This is a genomic window from Vibrio nigripulchritudo ATCC 27043 (assembly GCF_000222685.1).
GTDB classification, from domain to species: domain Bacteria; phylum Pseudomonadota; class Gammaproteobacteria; order Enterobacterales; family Vibrionaceae; genus Vibrio; species Vibrio nigripulchritudo.
This window is the reverse complement of the sequence record NZ_AFWJ01000322.1, coordinates 58,324-75,631: the sequence shown is the minus strand read 5'-3', so window position 1 is coordinate 75,631 and position 17,308 is coordinate 58,324. Positions and strand designations below refer to the sequence as shown.

Genomic DNA, 17,308 nt, shown 5'->3' with positions numbered 1-17,308 from the left:
CTCGGCAGTTGCAGGTGTCTTCGGTTTTGGCGGCGGGCTATTGCTGATTTCCATACTTCCCGCATTTTTAGCGCCTCATCTTATTGTTCCTGTTCACGGCGTAACCCAGTTAGCTAGCAATGTTTCCCGAATGTATTTTTCCTGGAGCAGTGTGCGCTGGGATTTTCTCCCCAAATTTATTGCTGGCTCGTTACTGGGCGTGATTGCTTTTGGCTTCCTGATCGTTAGCATGCCAACGGAATACATTCCTTTGGCAATTGGAATTTATATCCTGTTGAATATTTGGAGTAAGCGATTTTCAACCTTCATAGGTCAATACGAAAGCTACTACGTTATTGGCTTTTTGCAGTCAGGTCTAGGATTGGTTGTTGGAGCAACAGGACCGTTTGCATTGAGCGTACTTACCAAAGATCTAGAAGATAAAAACCAGATTATTGCGACGAGCGCATTGTTCATGACCATCAGTCATCTGAGCAAGATATTGGTGTTTGGGATCATTGGTTTTTCGCTGACTGGAAACTTAGCTTTATTGACCGTTATGGTTATCTGCTCCGTTTTGGGTTCGTTTATTGGCACCCAGTTAAGACGAACGACAAACAATGAGAAATGGATTTACGCGATTAAAGTATTACTTACGATTATGGCGATAAAGATGATCGCAACCGTACTAATGTAAGCAACTCGTGGTGTATTTGAAACTTACTCTCGCTTACTTGTTTCTGCTAACAAATCAGATTGAAGCTAAGTTAAAATCACCCTGATTTTGATTGAGGGTTAGCTATGATTCGATACTTACAAAGAAGACGTACCAAGAAGGTGTTAAAACGTCTTTCACCGTTACTGATGAAAGGATATGGAAGTCGCGACTACTACACCGTTGGTCAGGTTGAAGCAAACAGTATCGAGTTGTGTAAACGCCAAAAACAAATAGCTTTAGCATTGTTTTGTGAGTACTCGTCGCTCAAGTTCGACTCGGATAAAGCAAAACATGCTGTCGCTGCAATCAGGCAAGACATTGCGAATGACTATTTTGAAGGTCGGGACTATAACGCGAGAGATATCCTGAACTTGTTGGGTGGCTCTGGGTGGAAAGGCGGAAACATGGACGACAACCTATCCCACCATTTTGGAATGCACGCACGATACTAAGTCGCCGTATATTCTCGCTTTTTAAATCTCCCTGAAGGTGGCTCATGCCACCTTTTTCTATTCCTTACAGCCAGAAAAACAGATCGAACAGTCACAACCCAGTGGTGCAAATTGACGATACGTTTGTTCTTGATATGCTGATGGTTGTTTATAAAAAATATAGGCGCACCTATGAAAACTGCATTGATAACAGGAGGTTCCAAAGGCATTGGGCTGGAAATGGTTAACCGATGGGTGAATAAGGGCTACAAGGTGGTAACTTGTTCCAGAAGCAGTTCAAGTTGGGATAGTGCCGTTTCGAAACATCCGGAATTGAAGGATGTTGATTACCAAAGCTTAGACATCACTGACGAACGCGGTTTAGATCATTGGTATCAATACATCGCCCAAACCTACGGAAAAATAGACATCGCGGTGAACAATGCATCTCCTGCAATTGCATCTCTTGGAGAGTTCAGCTCGGTAGAAATAGAAGATCTTAAGTCTACGCTAGACAACGATTTCTGGGCGCAAGCACTGAATATTCGGTATCAGATTAAAATGATGTCTGCTGGCTCTACCATGGTTAATGTAAGCTCAATAAATGGACTAAGACCTACTCCAAATGCCACTATGTACTGCGCAGCTAAACACGCGATTGAGGGGCTAACACAGTCTCTGGCGTTAGAAAACATCGAAAAAGGTATTCGAATCAATGCTGTTGCTCCAGGTGTTACCTGGACACCGAGATGGGAAGAGCGAGCCAAGAAAGATGAACAACTTCGTGACAATGTTTTGTCTCAAGTGCCCATTCAACGATTTGCCAGAATATCTGAAATCGCAGACGCCATAGATTTCCTGCTATCTGATAAATCGAGCTATATCGTTGGTCATACGTTGGTGGTCGATGGAGGAATCTCGCTAAAATAACTCAAAGGAAGGAGTCATGAGATGATAAAGCAAGTAGGTAATACCAAAATACTTCCCAAACACAAAGCAACCTGCCACTGCGGAGCAGTCGTACTGGAGCTTACACTACCATATGGCATTGATAACCCAAGGCGGTGCGACTGTTCTATCTGCCGCCGTAAAGGGGCGATTGTGGCATCAGTGGACTTGGATGGAATAAAGATCCTCAAAGGTGAGGACGTACTCAAGCTTTATCAATTCAACACTCAAACCGCTAAGCACTACTTTTGCTCAAATTGCGGAATTTATACCCACCATCAAAGGCGCTCTAATCCTCACGAATACGGATTCAATGTTGGGTGCTTAGAAGGCGTCAACCCATTTGATCTTGGTGAGGTGGTAACCAATGATGGCGTGAACCACCCAGCGGACCGTTAAATTCGACTGCGCTAAAAATTACACATTAAATCAGGAGAGAATGTGTCAGACTTTTATCTGAAGAACGAATTGCTGGCTTCATATTTTGAAAAACAATGGCTAGATGTGTTTTCAGGGAATGTTCCAAATGGAGTGCTTGATAGTGACTCAAAAAATGTCCCGGTCACGTTTGCTGAATCCCAATTTCATTTGCAAGTAACTCAATTTATTCACCAGGCAGTACAAGAGAGAATCTCACCGATTTCTATGCTGGAAGTAGGACCTGCCATGGGGCGAACCTGCTACGAGCTTATTCAGTGGATGCCATTTGTTACTCAGGTTACTTTGGTAGAGCCTTCAGAACTATTGTTATCTCACTTAGAGAAATTTCTCCTCAACGGAGGTGAATATTCATTTCCCCTTATTAAAGGAGGAGCGAATAGAGGGAAATTGACTGTAGATACCACGCCCATTGCAAACCAGTGCGCCCACGTAGATTTTGAACTATTAAATCTTCCCTTTGGGGTGGAAACTCTGGAATCACAACATGATTTAGTCGTTTGTTTAAATGTGCTCGACCAATGCGAATCACCAGCCGAAATCGTTAATGCATTGAAGGATGCAGTCGCTCCGGGAGGCGCACTTGTTCTCTCGTGCACCTATCAATGGAATAAGAAGCACCTTAAGAATGAAGGCGAAGCTGTAGATGATATTAACGGGTACTTTGATGAAGGCTGGCAATGTCTTGACGAGAAGGAACTGGAATACAAAATACGAATAAACGAACGATTTTCCTACCTGTTCCTTTCCCACACTGTGATTTATCAGCGAAAGTCTTAATATCCTGTCAATTCCATATAACCCGAGCCAGAGTGCGACCCGCTAAATTGCACAGGACCTTCCCAATAAGGGATGGTAAGAGGCATTTTGGCATTCGGGTTTAGGGCTGAAACCGTCAGGTTAATCTTGTGATCTGGAACCTGAATTTGCCATTCTGTCGGATAAGATCTTCCATCAATCGCGGTTTGCGAAGCCACGCGTAAGGTTATCTGCTCTTGGTCGATTGTTTTACCGCTGCCATCTTTGTTCATCAGTTTGGCATGAGCATAGTTAGTATCGCCTGATTCAGAATCTCTCAACTGAAAAACAACCAGACTGGTGTCTTCACTTAATCTAAGCGCAAACCAGTCCCAGCCTTGTTGAGAACCAAGCAGAAACTGAGAGCTCCACTCACGGTCAATCCAACCTTTACCCGTTACTTTCCTGATCTCGCCATCAATAAGCACTTCACCATCAACTTGGATAAAAGGCTGGCTGTAATAATAGGAAGCCACTTCGCCATTCTTGTCTTTCTGGCTGTACCCATTTTTACCTTGCTTTTGGTAAGGCGAATTGCTGGTTAAGGTTAACGAATATTCGAACCGATCGGATTTAACGTTAAGCGAGGCGGGGAAAAGATCACGGGTAGAAGACTTCCATTGCCAGTCATCAAGAAATACGCGCAGCGGAACGGTTTCAACCCCAGAGAGCTGAGGATGTGCACGAGACCACTTTTCATCGGCAAGGTGAGAATCTGATGTGGTAACGGCGCTGTGCGCCATATATATCTGGTTACCGGACCAGCTACTTTTTTCAGCTTGTTCAAAAGGGGAAACAGCAATACGAAATTGTGTCCATTGAATGCCGAGTCGGTTCCCGTGGTTGTCTTCTAAATTGGCGGTGAAGTACCACCATTCGTGACGAAAATCTGGGTGCGCACGGTGATCATCAGGCAGCCTTATCTCAACGCCTTCAGTCACCTCAGCGAACTGATGGTTTTGTTCCCCCAGCCATAATCCCATTCCTTGTTGGGGTTTATCTTCACACCCCGTCAGAAAAAGTAAAATCAAGCTTATTGAGGCTGTTTTAAACCAAGTACTCATCAAAGCACCTCGCTTTGTAAGCTGGAGATAAGAGGGCGGCTCACTAAGCGCCATAAGGGTAATGCCGTTGCGATGAGCGCCGAAGAAAGGGTAACAAGTACAAGGACCAAGGTGTCACTCCAGCTCCATAAGTAATTAAGGCTCCAGCCAAACGCGCGAAGCGTAATGATGTCGGTAAGTACGTAACCCACAATGGCACCCAGAGGCAATGCGACCATAAGGGTGAACGCGACTAACGCCGCTATCTGACCCAGAACTAACCCCATTAGTTTGGCTCGGCTAACTCCAATTGCGTGGAGCCGAGCAATGGCGGCTTTGCGAGCTTCGAGCAACATAAAACATGCACTGAATAACCCGATAACCGCGACCAGCAGTGTGACTCCATTTAGAGCACTGGTTATAGAGAAGGTACGTGAGAATATCTCTAGCGCGATGGATTTGATTTCTGCCTGATCATAGAGCTGGCTTGAATGAAGTTCCAGCCTTTGGATTAGTGCTTTCTGAACCTGCTCGATATTGCCAGATACTTTCACTCCAAGGCTGGTGGGGGTAGGTGAAAACCCAAGTTGATTCCATAGATCTGGAGAAATCAAAACTTCACCATTTGGTGAACCATAGTCATGGAAAATTGCACCCACTTTAAACGCCTTGTTGGACAAAGCATCGACAACAAAATCACTTTCTAACTCCAGGTTGAGTTTAACGGCGGTGGGTTCGCTGATGGCAACGACTTTGCCTGCATAAAAGTTATCCCAAAAATCAGGTGTATGAGATTTAAAAACCATGGTTTGCTCAAGCGTGGACGGATCTTTAGTGCCTAGCAAAGTTGGTAACCCCAGAATTTTTTCGTCGACATAATACTGTTTATAAACTTTATCGACGCCCTCAAACTGATATAGCGCCTGTTCAACTTCAGCCATTTTGCTCTGAGATGGGCTGACATAGATATCGGCATGCAGTCTTTGCTCTAACCATTGTTTTAATGTGAGCTCGAAGCTGCCGACTAAGGTATTCATCCCTATGTTTGCGGTGACTGCCAAAAGTAACGCCATCATAGCGAGTGAAAGCGGGGCAATCAGCTCTTTCAGTTCCGCAAAAAGATAGAGCATGAGACCAGACGTGGTTTTCCTGACAGCCCAACGCGAAAGGGTACTCATCGCTTTAGGTAGGAACAGTGGAATGGAGACGATCAACACACCCAGCCAGACCATGGTGAAGCGAAAATAATCGCTAGCCCATAGCCCAATCAGTGCGGAAGCGGACAAAACGACTGCAATGAAGAACAGTCGGTTTTCATTCGAGTTTTCTGGCGTCTGATACAATCCACTGTGAGAAGAAAGGGGTTGATTCACACGCTGTTTAAAGTGCTGCCAGCACGCCGCTAATGTAGCTACAAGCGTTAAACCCAAAGCTTGTAACCACCAGTGCCAGAACCAGGTTCCGGGAAGCAGAGTCGCGCCGTAAAGTTGCTCTAACGTCAGAGCGATCATTGGGTGAAGCCAGTGGCTCAATTGAATGCCCATGACGAAACCGAGTGACGATCCTAAGGTAACCAGGAAGATCAGTTCGATAAGCAGACTTGCAAAAACGGTTTCCTGGGTGATACCCGCTTGCTGTATCTGAACCAGCAAGCGATTTCGCTTGAGTAAACTGTATTTCACCCCGTTGTAGGCGATAAACAGCCCAACCAGAAACGCCAGCATACTCATGGCTGTTAGGTTCAGGTGAAAGCTATCGGTAAGTGAACCGAGGTCGGTGCTTTGTGTGTTAGTGACCCATTGCGCTTTTTGGTCAAGGAACCTTTCCCAATTTGATGCTTCGGTTCCCTGCTTATCAAAAACAGCGATATAACTAAGCTTGCCTTCTTTTTTCATCAGTTGCTGCGCGAACCCTATATCCATTAGCATTCTGCTACCCAGTTGCCATTGGTCGGGAACCGCAATGACATCCGTTTCTACTCCTTCCAGAATGAGTTGACTGACTCCACCCATGCTTTCGTGATGCGACTGGCTGACAAGGACCATTGGCTCACCAGTAAGAAGCCTTGCTAAAGGCAATTTTGAATCAAACAGAGAGACAGATGAGCTTTTAGTTACTGTGTTTTCGCGAGATGAAACTTGCTTATTAAACTGAGAAGTTATGGCAGAGATTAAATCACTGCCTTGTATTGACCAACGACGTCCCTGATTGTCTCTCACGCGTCCTTCAATAACAGGTAAGGCTTGGCTCAACCCTGCCTGACGCACTGAAAAATAGACTGACTCGGGCAGATAATGTTGACCGGAAAGAGGGAGGATGAGGCTCTGCGCCTGTCCGCTAAGCTGCTCTGTTGATTCGGCATAACTGCGTTTGGCATTGAGATTAATGGCTTGCACCGCGACAAATAAAGTTACCGCTAGAACAATGCCAATCAATATTGCAACGGCTTGAAGTGGCGCCTGCCGGTAATGTGCGACGAAAATGGCAAGTGTGGAGCGAATATGCCTGTTCTCATTTAGACTCATGCAGACACCCGCTGACAAGGTGGTAACGGTGCTGCATGAATTCGGCACACGTCTCGCTATGAGTGACTAAAACGATGGCAGTATTCGCTTGTTGGGCGATGTTTTTCAGTAAGCCCATTACCTCCAGTTCTACGCTTTGATCTAAGTTACCAGTTGGCTCGTCTGCTAAAAGGAGTTGAGGCTGGTGGGCAAGAGCCCGGGCAATGGCAACTCGTTGTTGCTGACCACCGGAAAGTGCAGACACATGACGATTGAGGAGCTCGCTGATCGACAGCTTGTCCACCAGATAATCACACCAGTCGTTCCACTGTTTACCGTTTAGTTGAAGTGGAAACGCGATGTTCTGCTGAACGTTAAGGGGAGTCAGTAGATTAAACTGTTGAAACACCACCCCGAGTTTTTGATAGCGGAAACGGCTCCACTGAGCTTCCTTCCATTCAGAGGTGTTGTCGCCATCAATCCATAGCTCTCCGGCAGAAAGCGGTTCAAACCCCGCCATGATATTAAGAAGTGTGCTTTTTCCACTTCCGCTGCTTCCGGTTAATGCAACACTTGAAGCTGAGGAAAGCGCATAGTTAACATCATTCAATACATGGTGTGCTTCTTTACCATCCACAAAGTGTTTGGACGCATTTTTAAGTTCAACAAGTGGTTGTCCCAATCCGTGGCTCCCTGTAATTGAAGGCATTGATATCAATACGAAGTTTGTCTGCCAATGGTGTCAGATATTGATTTGAATTTATACCCAGACAAAAAAAGAGAAGAGCGATAGATCACCTTATTTGTATCAAACCCGAGCCAGCAAACAGGATTTCTGGCTGGGTGGCCAGCTATGAGACGAAATCCACATCATTAGTGGGTGATTTGACCAATAATCGAATCAAAATACAAAAAAGGAAGTAAGCAATGTTACTGATGATATTAGGATTACTGATGTGGAGTGCGATTCATTTTGTTCCCACTCTCGCGCCGCAGTTAAAAAGAAACATGATTAATCAGGTCGGAGAAAACGGCTACAAAGGAATATTCTCTCTCTTAGTTGTCGCTGGTTTGTTGATGATCATATTTGGTTGGCGAAGCACCATTCCAAACTATCTTTACGTGTTAGGTCCTGAATTTAGAGGGCTGACCATGTTGCTCATGCTGGTGGGCTTTATTCTGTTTGGCGCTGCGCAGGGTAAAACCAGAATTAAGCGCTTTATACGTCACCCTCAATTGATGAGTGTGATTGTCTGGGCGGTGGCACATTTGATCAGTAACGGTGAGCAACGTTCGGTGTTGTTATTTGGTGGTTTAGCTTTGTGGGCAGTTATCGAAATAATTGTGATTAACAAAAGAGATGGGGAGTGGGTGAAACCAGATATTCCCCCTGTTTCTCAGGAACTGAAAACGCATGTTATCAGCCTGATTTTATACTTTATTACCGCATTTTTCCTGCATGTTTATCTGTCTGGTATACCACTGCGATAACGCAAAAAATCGTATTGACGTACTCTCAATACAGGCATACTATCCGCCTGTATTGGGGAGTAGTCTACTAAGAACTCTTAGTTTGTATGTCGTCATCCCGTTAAGCGTTCGCTTTTCCGGCATATAAAGGTTTAAGCCCTTAACCAGCTTTCACTCTGACGAGACCAACGCATTCAAGGAGCAGTGTTCTAGCCTGTAACGGTTTGAACATTTGCAGGTTTGCGGGGGTAGTCGTATCTGTCTCTTCCGCATGTTTGTTTGTGGAATGAGGTGTGTTTTGAGTCCTATCACTTATTTTGCATTTGGTGCACTGACTTTATTGTTGGTGTGTGTCGATATCTGGCAAACCCGAGGCGGTCAGGTCACGGTAAAAAAAGCCGCGATCTGGAGTGTAATCTGGGTTTTGGTCGCAATGGCATTTGGTGTTTCTATTCTGTTTTTCTGGGAATGGTATGCGCCTGAAAGTCACTACAGTTCAGGGAAAGCGGCAACGGCGTTCTTCACCGGTTATCTGCTTGAAAAATCACTGAGCGTCGACAACTTGTTTGTTTTCGCGATCATTTTTCATCAGTATCTGGTTCCGGCAGAATTGAGACCCAGAGCTCTGTTGTGGGGGGTTATTGGGGCTTTGGTGCTAAGAGCTGCCATGATCGCGGTAGGCGCTCAGCTATTAGAGCAATTCCATTGGATACTGTATGTGTTTGCCGCCTTCCTAATCTGGACGGGTTACAAACTGACTCAGCCTGAAGAGGAAGGAGGATTAAGCCCGCTTCCTGAGCGAGTAATTCGAAAGGTAGCAAGAGTCTCAAACGAATTTCATGGTAACGCATTGGTTCGTCGCAACAAACTAGGCTTAGTGCTGACGCCAATGGCGATTGTGATTGCAGTTATTGCAATGATGGACGTGATGTTCGCGCTGGATTCGATTCCGGCGATTTTTGCGGTAACTCGCGAACCATTTTTGGTACTGGCGGCAAATGTGTTTGCGTTGTTGGGGCTGCGATCTCTGTACTTCGTATTGCAGGGTATGATGGACAAATTTGTTTATCTTAAGCCTGCACTGGCGTTCATAATGATATTTATCGGCATCAAAATGTTGCTAGTAGAAACAGCATGGGCAATTCCTACGTACGTTTCGTTGGGAGTACTGGTGTCGGTTATGGGAACGGCAATTGTGGCGTCGGTGATGAAAAACAGAGGAAACTGGGAAGGGAACCAGGAGGAATCAATTAGCTAGACAGAAATGTCGAGCATTGTGCCTATCATGTCGTTGGAGCGTGTTACTACACTTGCTCCAACACTGTTATAGCTTTTTGCCTGATTCAGTTTGGTGGCAGCTTCTACGTAGTCGGATTCTTGGCGATCTTGCCTTTCGCTGGCAATTTCTTCGCGTTTGATATCGCGCTCTTCATCTGCGGTCGGGAGTTTGTTGAAAGACTCTTCGTAAACTTCAGCTTGTTCTTCTTTCGCTAGTTCAGTTTCACGGGCTTCTTCAGCACGCTCAGAGGCTTGGACTTCTTCATTAGGTTGGGATTCGCGAATGCGTTCTTCTGCTGCCACTTCTTCGAGGCGCGCTCTTTCAAGACGAGCTTCTTCGTTTAGCTCCTCTGTCGCCTGCTTAGCCATGGTTCTCGATTGTTGGAGAATGACATGACCTGAATGTATGGATGAGACTGGCATGGGTAGGTACCTCGAGATCTACTTAAAGGTTAAACTTTAGCCAGTAAAAGTTCAACTTTCGTTTAGAGATTAATCTCTAAAAAGGCGGAGAATGGCATCTAGTTCCTCTTCGGTTAACTCAACTTGTTGATTGTTCTTGTCTAGCTTCCCTTCAATCTCTATCTGTAAGTCTTTAAGTTGCGCAGGCGTCAACTCAAGAACCTTGCTCCTTAACTGTTCGTACTGATGCTGTGGCATTTTTCTATTCCCGATTTTGATAGTTTTCAATGTCTCATTTGCACCGATATTGAAACTTTGTGCGCCAAATATTAACGCAACCTACATTAAGAGCATCGAAATCTTGATTTGTTCAATTTTTGTCAGGAATTGCTCGAATAATATGGGTAATGTGATCTTTACCCAGAAATCAAAAGGGGCTATTGAAGAAAGCCGAGCAAATTCGTTGCTCGGCTAAGGAGTTACTGGACTCTTACAGCGAACTTTGAGGCTAACGAATGGAGCTCAGGTAGCATTCGATAGACAAGATGAAGTTGTTGCAGAACTAATCGGGCGGAGCTTTCGTCTTCTTCGCGCCATTCACTCAGACGCTTTTCTATATCTGTTTCTTCAATAGTGGAAAAATCACAGTCTTCGCACTGATCATTCAACTGCTGGTGCAGTATTTCCAAATGTTTGTGTATGGCTCGGTGAGAATCCAACACCAATTGGTGAATGGTTTCGTCTTCTAATCGTGTTCTGTGCGCACCCAAGGCGGACACATAGCTAAGCATGGCATGATTCAGAGTCAGAAAACGGAAACTCTCATCAACGGCGGCTTGGTATTTCCCCGGCTCTATCAGCATATTACTGATAGATGAACTCAGGTTTGCATCTTTGTTGTGTGCGTCTCGGCGGGCAATGCGATAGGCGAGGGTGTCTTTCTTTCCTACGCGATACTGCCCGATGATTTGTGCCAGATAGCTTTGATTTGCGAGAACCGATTCCGCCATAACTTTGTGCAATCGCTTTGAATGCCAGTCCGGAAGAATAAAGGCGACGGCAACGACGGCTAATGCGCAACCTATCAGAGTATCTGCTAGCCTTGGCAGAACGACAGCAAACCCTTCGCCCAACTGGTTAAAGCAGAACAGAACCAACAGGGTAATAAAAGCGGTCGCGAATCCGTAATTGTTGATGCGAAAAGCGAAAAACAGAATGCCCGAAAGCACAATAAACACCAACTGGCTTTCCTGAGACGGGAAGAAGGTTAACAGGAACACCCCTACCAACAACCCAGCTATAGTACCAATAACTCGTGCTGTCAGTTTTTGTCTGGTCGCACTGTAGTTGGGTTGGCAGACAAATAAAGTGGTTAGAAGTATCCAGTACCCCTTATCAATACTGAATGCCTGAATTAACCCATATCCAGCGGTAAGGGCTATCGACATTCTCACTGCGTGGCGAAACAGAATCGAATTTGGTGTCAGGTTGCTCTTAATCCTCAACCACATCGCTTTCGGTGTGTGCGCTGTGGTGTCATCCAGCACGTCGTCGTTCTCGTTCTGTTTTACATCAGGGTTACTGACATTACTTAACTGCTTCTCAACGGTTGAGAGGTTTCTGAACAAATAAGAAAGCTGACTGAGTGACAGCGACCAGTCGCGACGTTTCTGGTCCTGAAGATATTGCATGGAGTCGTTGAGTTCGTTCAGCGCTTGCGTGTTTTGAGGGTCGTGCTGATATTGTGTGCCAAGGTTCAGTGATTTTGCGATATGGCGACACGCTTTTGCCTGTGTTTGCAATAGATGTTTAAAGCGGAACAGTACGTCGCTGTGGTTAAATTGCTCAGCAAGATCCTGATAACGGTAGTGAGTTGAACTGACGCGCTCGTGAATATCTTGTGCGAGAAAATAGATGTTCAGGAAACGGTCACTCGGTCCGTCAATGTGCCCCCGTTTTGAACGCGAGAGCAAGGTTGCTTTGCACTGATTAAGCGCGGTTACCGTTGCAGCGTTCAGGCTGGCTTCTTTGATTCGGTGTGGCTGAGGCGTCAGGTTGGTCACCGGGTGAAACAACTCGCTTTTGGAGTCCAGATAATTAGCTAATTGTTCAAATACGTTGGCTAAGCTCTGCTGAACGGGCTGCATTGGCCAGAAGACCTGCCAGATCATCGAAATGAAGTAATACCAAGCTGCTCCGGCAAGCAACATAACAGGCTGGAACCAGATGTTTGGGCTTTCATGCGCACCAAGCATGGTGTAAATCGCGATCAGCAAAGAGCCAAAAGCAATGCTGGCGTATCGAGGACCAATGGCACCAAGCATGATAAAGGCAAAGGTAGAAACAAACAGGCCAATAGCGAACAGGACTGGTTGGTCAAACAGGAACTCTATAGAAAAGGCGGCGATGGCAAAACAGATAAACGTGAGAATAAGAGCACGCATTCTCCCCCAGAAACTGTCGTCTGTTTCCGCAAGGGCGGCGGCAATAATGCCTAGAATAAGAGGGATAATGGCAGTGTTTTGCTCGTAAAACCAACAGGGAATCACAATCCCTAAAAGTGCAATCGCAATACGAACGCTGTAATTGATGGTTTTGTTTGCCCAATAGTGGCGAAAAATCGTTGTTAATGGCACGGGATAAGTTTTTCTTCTTATAAAGGAATCCGTAAGTTACATGATTCGACCTTAGCAGGGATATGACCCAGCACCAAGAAAAAGCACGGTTGTTGAAGAAATACTCAATAGCGCAACGATTTAAGTTGACTTTACGTTGTTCTGATTCGCTACGTGATCTAAGATTCTTACTCCATTCGATTATAGGTTTAATACATGCAAGTCACGGCGTCGCGGTCAGCCAAATTTTTAATACAAAGCGAATACAATGAAGTCTGTATTGAAGGCGATAAGCTGATACTTAACTCGGCGCAAAGTGAAGAGCACATTCCTTTTTCTGTATGGGACGGCTCCATTACCCTCAAACGAGGTCTTATGTGGGGGAGCCTGGTCTTCCATGCTCATGCCAAAAATAATAAACAACAAGCCTGGTTAGTTCAGGGATTACCCTGGGAGGACTGCAATCGCTTCGTAAAGCAAGCTCAGCATGAATACTCCAGTTGGCATTACAACCAATGTAAGAGCCTGAACGAAAAACTCCCAAGTTGGCAGGAAACGTTGGATCTTATGCGAAGCCAGCCTGCTTACCTGCCTACTTCCCAATTGAATAACTGGAAAAATGTCGTTTCTGAAGATTTCGCTTTACTCAATATGAACCTTGAGGAAGCCCAGCAGCGTATGCCCGATGCAATGACAAGCGTGTCCGACTGGCTAATCAACGGTGAATCGAATCAGAAAACAAGAAATCTGGAATGGTTGGAAAAAGAAAGAGAATACTGGCAGGTTCTTTTTGCTCAGGTGGAATCCAGCCCGCTCAACTTATCCCAGCAGCAAGCCGTATTAATGAACAATGATCATAATCTCGTATTAGCCGGGGCAGGGACAGGCAAAACCAGTGTATTAACCGCGCGAGTCTCCTATTTACTGCAAAGCCATCAGGCAAAACCGGAAGACATGTTAATGGTGGCATTTGGTCGTGATGCTGCCAGCGAAATGCGTCAGCGTCTGGAAACAAAGCTGGGCAGTGACGGACAAGCAATCAATGTAAAAACCTTCCACCAGCTTGGGCTGGATATTATTCGCCATGTAGAAAATGAAAGTGTCGAAATAACGCCATTGGCAACCAATGACAACATGAAACAAGCGTGGTGTGTGCAGTGGCTAAAACAACATTGGGCAACACAGAATCAGTTTAAGCGCTGGCAGAAGCACCTTTCGCAATGGCCAATTGCATACCTGAAAGGGGATGAAGAACTTGGGTCTCAGTCCGAAAACCCTAAGTTGATCGCGTGGCTTGAAAAACAGTTAGAGCAACTGTGTGCGATGAATTTCGGCAAGAAACAAATCCAGCAACGCATTGTTGATCATGATGAGTATCCAAGGCTAAACAGTGAACTTCAACTAGTCTGGCCGTGTTATCAGGCATGGCAACAAATGCTCAAAGATAACAGTCAAATTGATTTTCACACCATGATCACTAAGGCGACTAAGTATGTGGCGTCTGGAAAATATCGTCCGCAGTGGCGATACGTTATGGTCGATGAGTATCAGGATATTTCTCCGGCTCGGCTTGAGCTGTTGGAAGCCATTTGTCATCAACCCAAAACTAAGGAACAAGCCTCTTTGTACGCCGTTGGGGACGACTGGCAAGCGATTTACCGCTTTGCTGGGGCAGACGTTAGCCTTACAACTGATTTCGATAAACGTTTCCCGGGTGCATCGATCCACTATCTGGACACCACTTACCGGTTCAACAATATAATTGGTGAAGTTTCTTCCAAGTTTGTTCAGCAAAATCCGGATCAAATTCAAAAAACTGTGACTAGTCATAAGACCATCAAACAAAAGTCGGTGGTTTTGTTGCATATGTCTATACTTGAGAAATCGCTTCTTGAATTAGACCAAAAACAAACTTCAAAGAAAGAAGTACTGCTACTGGGACGCAATCACTACCACTGTCCGGAGCAATTAAAGGACTGGCAAAAGTCCTGCTCTAATTTGGATATTCGGTTTATGACGTGTCATGCAAGTAAAGGTCAGGAAGCGGACTTTGTATTTATTTTAAGTGTCGATGAAGGTCAGTTTCCGGCAACAGAACGTCAACACCACCTCGATAGTGCACTAATACAAACCCAAGACACCTATGCCCATGCAGAAGAACGCAGACTGTTTTATGTTGCGCTGACTCGGGCGAAATCGAAAGCGTGGGTAATGTACGGAGTGCATCCGTCTACTTTTGTAGAAGAGTTGCGAGAAGGAGGTTACCCCGTCGTTAAAAAATAAAGGCTAGGGTAATCATGAACATTGGCATCTACATCTACGAATACGCAGAACCTATCGACTTTACCGGTCCATACGAAGTGTTTGCAACGGCAAACAAGTACGCAGCGAACTATGACGCTCAATTCCTACCATATCTGATCAGTGAGTCCGGTGACGCTGTAACGGCTAGGCACGGTTATCAGGTAGTTCCCCATCGTTCAATTCATAATCATCCGGAATTGGATGTGCTCATCGTTTCGGGTGGGGTTTACGCTCATGAAATGAAAAACATGAGGGCTATTAACTGGATTCAGGAACAGGCGTCGAAAGTGAAAATTGTCGCTTCGGTCTGTAATGGTGTCTTTTTACTGGCGCAGGCTAAACTGCTGTCTGATCGCAGAGTCACGGCGCATGAGCAGCATTTGGACGATCTTGCTCAGCAATTCCCAGATGTGAAGCTTGTGAAAAATACTCGTTGGGTAGAGGATGGAGAAATCATCACTTCTGCTGGTATGTCTGCGGGGATCGATATGAGCTTACAGCTGGTTTCCCGGCTTTCTAAGTTGGAACTGGCAAAGAAAACCGCAGACCAGCTCGACTTTAAATGGAGAAGCAAGCATGTCGTCGCCTATTGATTTTGAACATCACTCAATAAACTACATTGAATTCGCAGCGACCGATCTGGAAGCGACCAAAACGTTTTTTGAGGAGACGCTCGATTGGGTATTTACCGACTATGGAGAAGAGTACACGGCGTTTAGTGCAAAAGGTTTGATGGGTGGTTTCTTTAAGTCGGAGTTGGTTTCCTCTTCAGTCGATGGTGCACCTTTGTTGGTGTTGTTCAGTAAAGATCTGGAGAACTCTTTTGATTTAGTGCAATCGAAAGGTGTCGAAATCACCAAACCCATTTTCAGTTTTCCGGGTGGAAGACGTTTTCAGTTTAAAGAACCAAGTGGTAACGAGCTCGCCGTTTGGGGTGAATGAAAAAGCGTTTAAGCATTGAAATTCGTTACGATTTATTCGCGAATCGGATATGCACTAACTTTATTATCTATGAGACAATGGGCTGTGCTTAACTAGTTTAAGCTCAGCCCTTTCTCGTTGTGTTGGCACGAAAAAGTGAAAGGAATATATCAATAAATAAAAAAGGAAAGGAATATGTCGTTGTTCAGCCGATTACTTCTCAGTTTTATGGCGCTCGCTCCAATCTCTGCTCAGGCGGTGCATCAACACTATGTGCTCGATCCAAAAGTCTCATCCGTTAACTTCTCTACTATTAAGCTGCAGTACTTTTTGGAACCCGCAAAGTTTGAGGTGATCAGCGGTAATATCAATGCAGATGGTGAGTTCAAAATCGATATCGACTTATCGTCTGTTGATACCGGAGTAAAGATTCGTAACCAGCGTGTTAGCGACCTGTTCTTTAAAACAGATGAATACCCTAAGGCAATGCTGACTGGAACAATTGATTTGGCGGAGGTGTCGGCACTGACGGAGCCCACAATCAAAAAAGTGAAAGGTAAGCTTGAGTTTTATGGCAGTAGCAAAAGCGTGAAAATGTCTTTGCTTGTGGTTAACACGCCGCAATACATCGCAGTAAGTACAGTATCTCCTGTTGTTGTGAATGCGGTGAGTTTTGGTGTCCCAAATACCAACGTAGAAGAGTTGGCGAAAACAGTAGGGGGAATTCCAATTTCTCCAGCAGTCGCCGTGAATGCTGCGTTAGTATTTAAACGCAAATAAACTGAAATCGGGTTAAATAACCTCTAAAACGTTAAGAATTAGCAGAACGCCGAGTTTAAAGACTCGGCGTTTTCTTTGTTAATTACTTAGTTTTGGCTCAGGCTTTCGAAGACTGGTCTAAGTTCGCTTCGCCAGGTAGGCATCATAATCTGGAATCTCGATATCCACTTCTTCTGTTAACAGGCTAGAAGCGAATAAGAAATTAGCCGTCGCGCGGTTTGTCGCAACTGGGATATTCCAGACACTCGCAATTCGCAGAAGGGCTTTCACATCCGGGTCGTGTGGAACTGAGTTAAGCGGATCCCAGAAAAAGATAAGTACATCAATTTTGCCTTCAGAAATCAGCGCACCCAGCTGTTGATCTCCCCCCATTGGACCGCTGATTAGGCTTTTTATCGCTAGCCCGGTTTCCTTACTCAGCATGTGCCCGGTTGTCCCCGTCGCATAGAGAAAATGCCCTTGCAGTTTGTCTTTATTCTCTGTAACCCAGCGCAGCAATTCAGGTTTGCAGTTATCGTGAGCGACCAGAGCAACATTTTTATGTGCAGGCATTGTTCTTGTTGTTTTTTGCATTCTTTACTCCTTGAATCATACCCAAAACGAATAGAGCAACTGGGTATATACCCAAGTAACCTCAAGATGCTAGGTTCAGCGAGAGTTAAGTGGCTTTTGGACAAGA

General features: G+C 45.2%; 17 protein-coding genes and 1 pseudogene. 11 read left to right on the top strand and 7 right to left on the bottom strand.

The genetic code is table 11. The features are described from left to right. Positions 1-4: 4 nt before the first annotated feature. The 5 genes and pseudogenes from RH89_RS27570 to RH89_RS27550 all read left to right on the top strand — a co-directional run. Positions 5-676 (top strand): annotated as a pseudogene (locus RH89_RS27570) (TSUP family transporter); the annotation flags it as partial. Positions 677-780: 104 nt separating this feature from the next. After that, positions 781-1,149, top strand: a complete 369-nt coding sequence (locus RH89_RS27565) for a DUF6559 family protein (RefSeq protein WP_004409082.1) — start codon at positions 781-783, stop codon at positions 1,147-1,149. Positions 1,150-1,320: 171 nt separating this feature from the next. Next, positions 1,321-2,058, top strand: a complete 738-nt coding sequence (locus RH89_RS27560; RefSeq protein ID WP_004409081.1) for an SDR family NAD(P)-dependent oxidoreductase — start codon at positions 1,321-1,323, stop codon at positions 2,056-2,058. Between the two features lie 24 nt (positions 2,059-2,082). After that, positions 2,083-2,475: a GFA family protein gene (locus RH89_RS27555; RefSeq protein ID WP_200873184.1), complete on the top strand. Its 393-nt coding sequence runs from the start codon at positions 2,083-2,085 to the stop codon at positions 2,473-2,475. A gap of 42 nt (positions 2,476-2,517) precedes the next feature. Next, entirely contained in the window at positions 2,518-3,294 is a 777-nt protein-coding gene (locus RH89_RS27550; protein WP_004409078.1) for a methyltransferase domain-containing protein, read from the top strand. Here RH89_RS27550 and RH89_RS27545 read toward each other — a convergent pair. The 3 genes from RH89_RS27545 to RH89_RS27535 are packed head-to-tail and all read right to left on the bottom strand — an operon-like array spanning position 3,291 to position 7,541. Then, entirely contained in the window at positions 3,291-4,376 is a 1,086-nt protein-coding gene (locus RH89_RS27545) for a lipocalin-like domain-containing protein (RefSeq protein ID WP_004409076.1), read from the bottom strand. The genes RH89_RS27550 and RH89_RS27545 overlap by 4 nt on opposite strands. Then, complete coding sequence (locus RH89_RS27540; RefSeq protein ID WP_004409073.1) at positions 4,376-6,880, bottom strand: ABC transporter permease; 2,505 nt, start codon at positions 6,878-6,880, stop codon at positions 4,376-4,378. Before RH89_RS27540 ends, RH89_RS27545 begins: the two co-directional genes overlap by 1 nt. After that, positions 6,867-7,541: an ABC transporter ATP-binding protein gene (locus tag RH89_RS27535; RefSeq protein WP_004409072.1), complete on the bottom strand. Its 675-nt coding sequence runs from the start codon at positions 7,539-7,541 to the stop codon at positions 6,867-6,869. The genes RH89_RS27540 and RH89_RS27535 overlap by 14 nt, the downstream gene beginning before the upstream one ends. Positions 7,542-7,786: 245 nt before the next feature. Here RH89_RS27535 and RH89_RS27530 point away from each other — a divergent pair, with 245 nt between their 5' ends. Both RH89_RS27530 and RH89_RS27525 read left to right on the top strand, forming a co-directional pair. Continuing rightward, entirely contained in the window at positions 7,787-8,350 is a 564-nt protein-coding gene (locus RH89_RS27530; RefSeq protein WP_004409071.1) for an NnrU family protein, read from the top strand. 277 nt (positions 8,351-8,627) lie between these two features. Next, a complete protein-coding gene (locus RH89_RS27525) occupies positions 8,628-9,587 on the top strand; it encodes a TerC/Alx family metal homeostasis membrane protein (RefSeq protein ID WP_004409070.1) in 960 nt (319 codons plus the stop codon). Here RH89_RS27525 and RH89_RS27520 read toward each other — a convergent pair. The 3 genes from RH89_RS27520 to yccS form a co-directional block, all read right to left on the bottom strand. Continuing rightward, a complete protein-coding gene (locus RH89_RS27520) occupies positions 9,584-10,030 on the bottom strand; it encodes a hypothetical protein (protein ID WP_022591849.1) in 447 nt (148 codons plus the stop codon). The genes RH89_RS27525 and RH89_RS27520 overlap by 4 nt on opposite strands. Positions 10,031-10,099: 69 nt before the next feature. Beyond that, a complete protein-coding gene (locus RH89_RS30040; RefSeq protein ID WP_004409068.1) occupies positions 10,100-10,267 on the bottom strand; it encodes a hypothetical protein in 168 nt (55 codons plus the stop codon). Positions 10,268-10,488: 221 nt separating this feature from the next. Beyond that, positions 10,489-12,645: a YccS family putative transporter gene (yccS, locus tag RH89_RS27515; RefSeq protein WP_004409066.1), complete on the bottom strand. Its 2,157-nt coding sequence runs from the start codon at positions 12,643-12,645 to the stop codon at positions 10,489-10,491. Between the two features lie 195 nt (positions 12,646-12,840). Here yccS and helD point away from each other — a divergent pair, with 195 nt between their 5' ends. From helD to RH89_RS27495, 4 genes are all read left to right on the top strand, one after another. Further along, positions 12,841-14,907, top strand: coding sequence for a DNA helicase IV (helD, locus tag RH89_RS27510; protein WP_004409064.1), 2,067 nt, complete (start codon positions 12,841-12,843; stop codon positions 14,905-14,907). Between the two features lie 14 nt (positions 14,908-14,921). After that, positions 14,922-15,521: a DJ-1/PfpI family protein gene (locus RH89_RS27505; protein WP_004409063.1), complete on the top strand. Its 600-nt coding sequence runs from the start codon at positions 14,922-14,924 to the stop codon at positions 15,519-15,521. Next, on the top strand, positions 15,505-15,870 hold the full coding sequence (locus RH89_RS27500) for a VOC family protein (RefSeq protein WP_004409061.1): 366 nt from the start codon (positions 15,505-15,507) through the stop codon (positions 15,868-15,870). The genes RH89_RS27505 and RH89_RS27500 overlap by 17 nt, the downstream gene beginning before the upstream one ends. 174 nt (positions 15,871-16,044) lie before the next feature. Further along, positions 16,045-16,629, top strand: a complete 585-nt coding sequence (locus RH89_RS27495; protein WP_004409060.1) for a YceI family protein — start codon at positions 16,045-16,047, stop codon at positions 16,627-16,629. A 117-nt stretch (positions 16,630-16,746) separates the two neighbouring features. On the opposite strand, the gene RH89_RS27490 is transcribed toward RH89_RS27495, so the two are convergent. Beyond that, positions 16,747-17,202 (bottom strand): methylglyoxal synthase, encoded by a 456-nt coding sequence (locus tag RH89_RS27490; RefSeq protein ID WP_004409058.1) that lies wholly within the window; start codon positions 17,200-17,202, stop codon positions 16,747-16,749. Positions 17,203-17,308: the final 106 nt, after the last annotated feature.

What these genes read in the sequence shown, in the direction of transcription:
- RH89_RS27565 (WP_004409082.1), top strand. Translation starts at nt 781, where the DNA reads ATGATTCGATACTTACAAAGAAGACGTACCAAGAAGGTGTTAAAACGT.
- RH89_RS27560 (WP_004409081.1), top strand. Translation starts at nt 1,321, where the DNA reads ATGAAAACTGCATTGATAACAGGAGGTTCCAAAGGCATTGGGCTGGAA.
- RH89_RS27545 (WP_004409076.1), bottom strand. Translation starts at nt 4,376, where the DNA reads ATGAGTACTTGGTTTAAAACAGCCTCAATAAGCTTGATTTTACTTTTT.
- RH89_RS27540 (WP_004409073.1), bottom strand. Translation starts at nt 6,880, where the DNA reads ATGAGTCTAAATGAGAACAGGCATATTCGCTCCACACTTGCCATTTTC.
- RH89_RS27530 (WP_004409071.1), top strand. Translation starts at nt 7,787, where the DNA reads ATGTTACTGATGATATTAGGATTACTGATGTGGAGTGCGATTCATTTT.
- RH89_RS27520 (WP_022591849.1), bottom strand. Translation starts at nt 10,030, where the DNA reads ATGCCAGTCTCATCCATACATTCAGGTCATGTCATTCTCCAACAATCG.
- RH89_RS30040 (WP_004409068.1), bottom strand. Translation starts at nt 10,267, where the DNA reads ATGCCACAGCATCAGTACGAACAGTTAAGGAGCAAGGTTCTTGAGTTG.
- helD (WP_004409064.1), top strand. Translation starts at nt 12,841, where the DNA reads ATGCAAGTCACGGCGTCGCGGTCAGCCAAATTTTTAATACAAAGCGAA.
- RH89_RS27505 (WP_004409063.1), top strand. Translation starts at nt 14,922, where the DNA reads ATGAACATTGGCATCTACATCTACGAATACGCAGAACCTATCGACTTT.
- RH89_RS27500 (WP_004409061.1), top strand. Translation starts at nt 15,505, where the DNA reads ATGTCGTCGCCTATTGATTTTGAACATCACTCAATAAACTACATTGAA.
- RH89_RS27495 (WP_004409060.1), top strand. Translation starts at nt 16,045, where the DNA reads ATGTCGTTGTTCAGCCGATTACTTCTCAGTTTTATGGCGCTCGCTCCA.
- RH89_RS27490 (WP_004409058.1), bottom strand. Translation starts at nt 17,202, where the DNA reads ATGCAAAAAACAACAAGAACAATGCCTGCACATAAAAATGTTGCTCTG.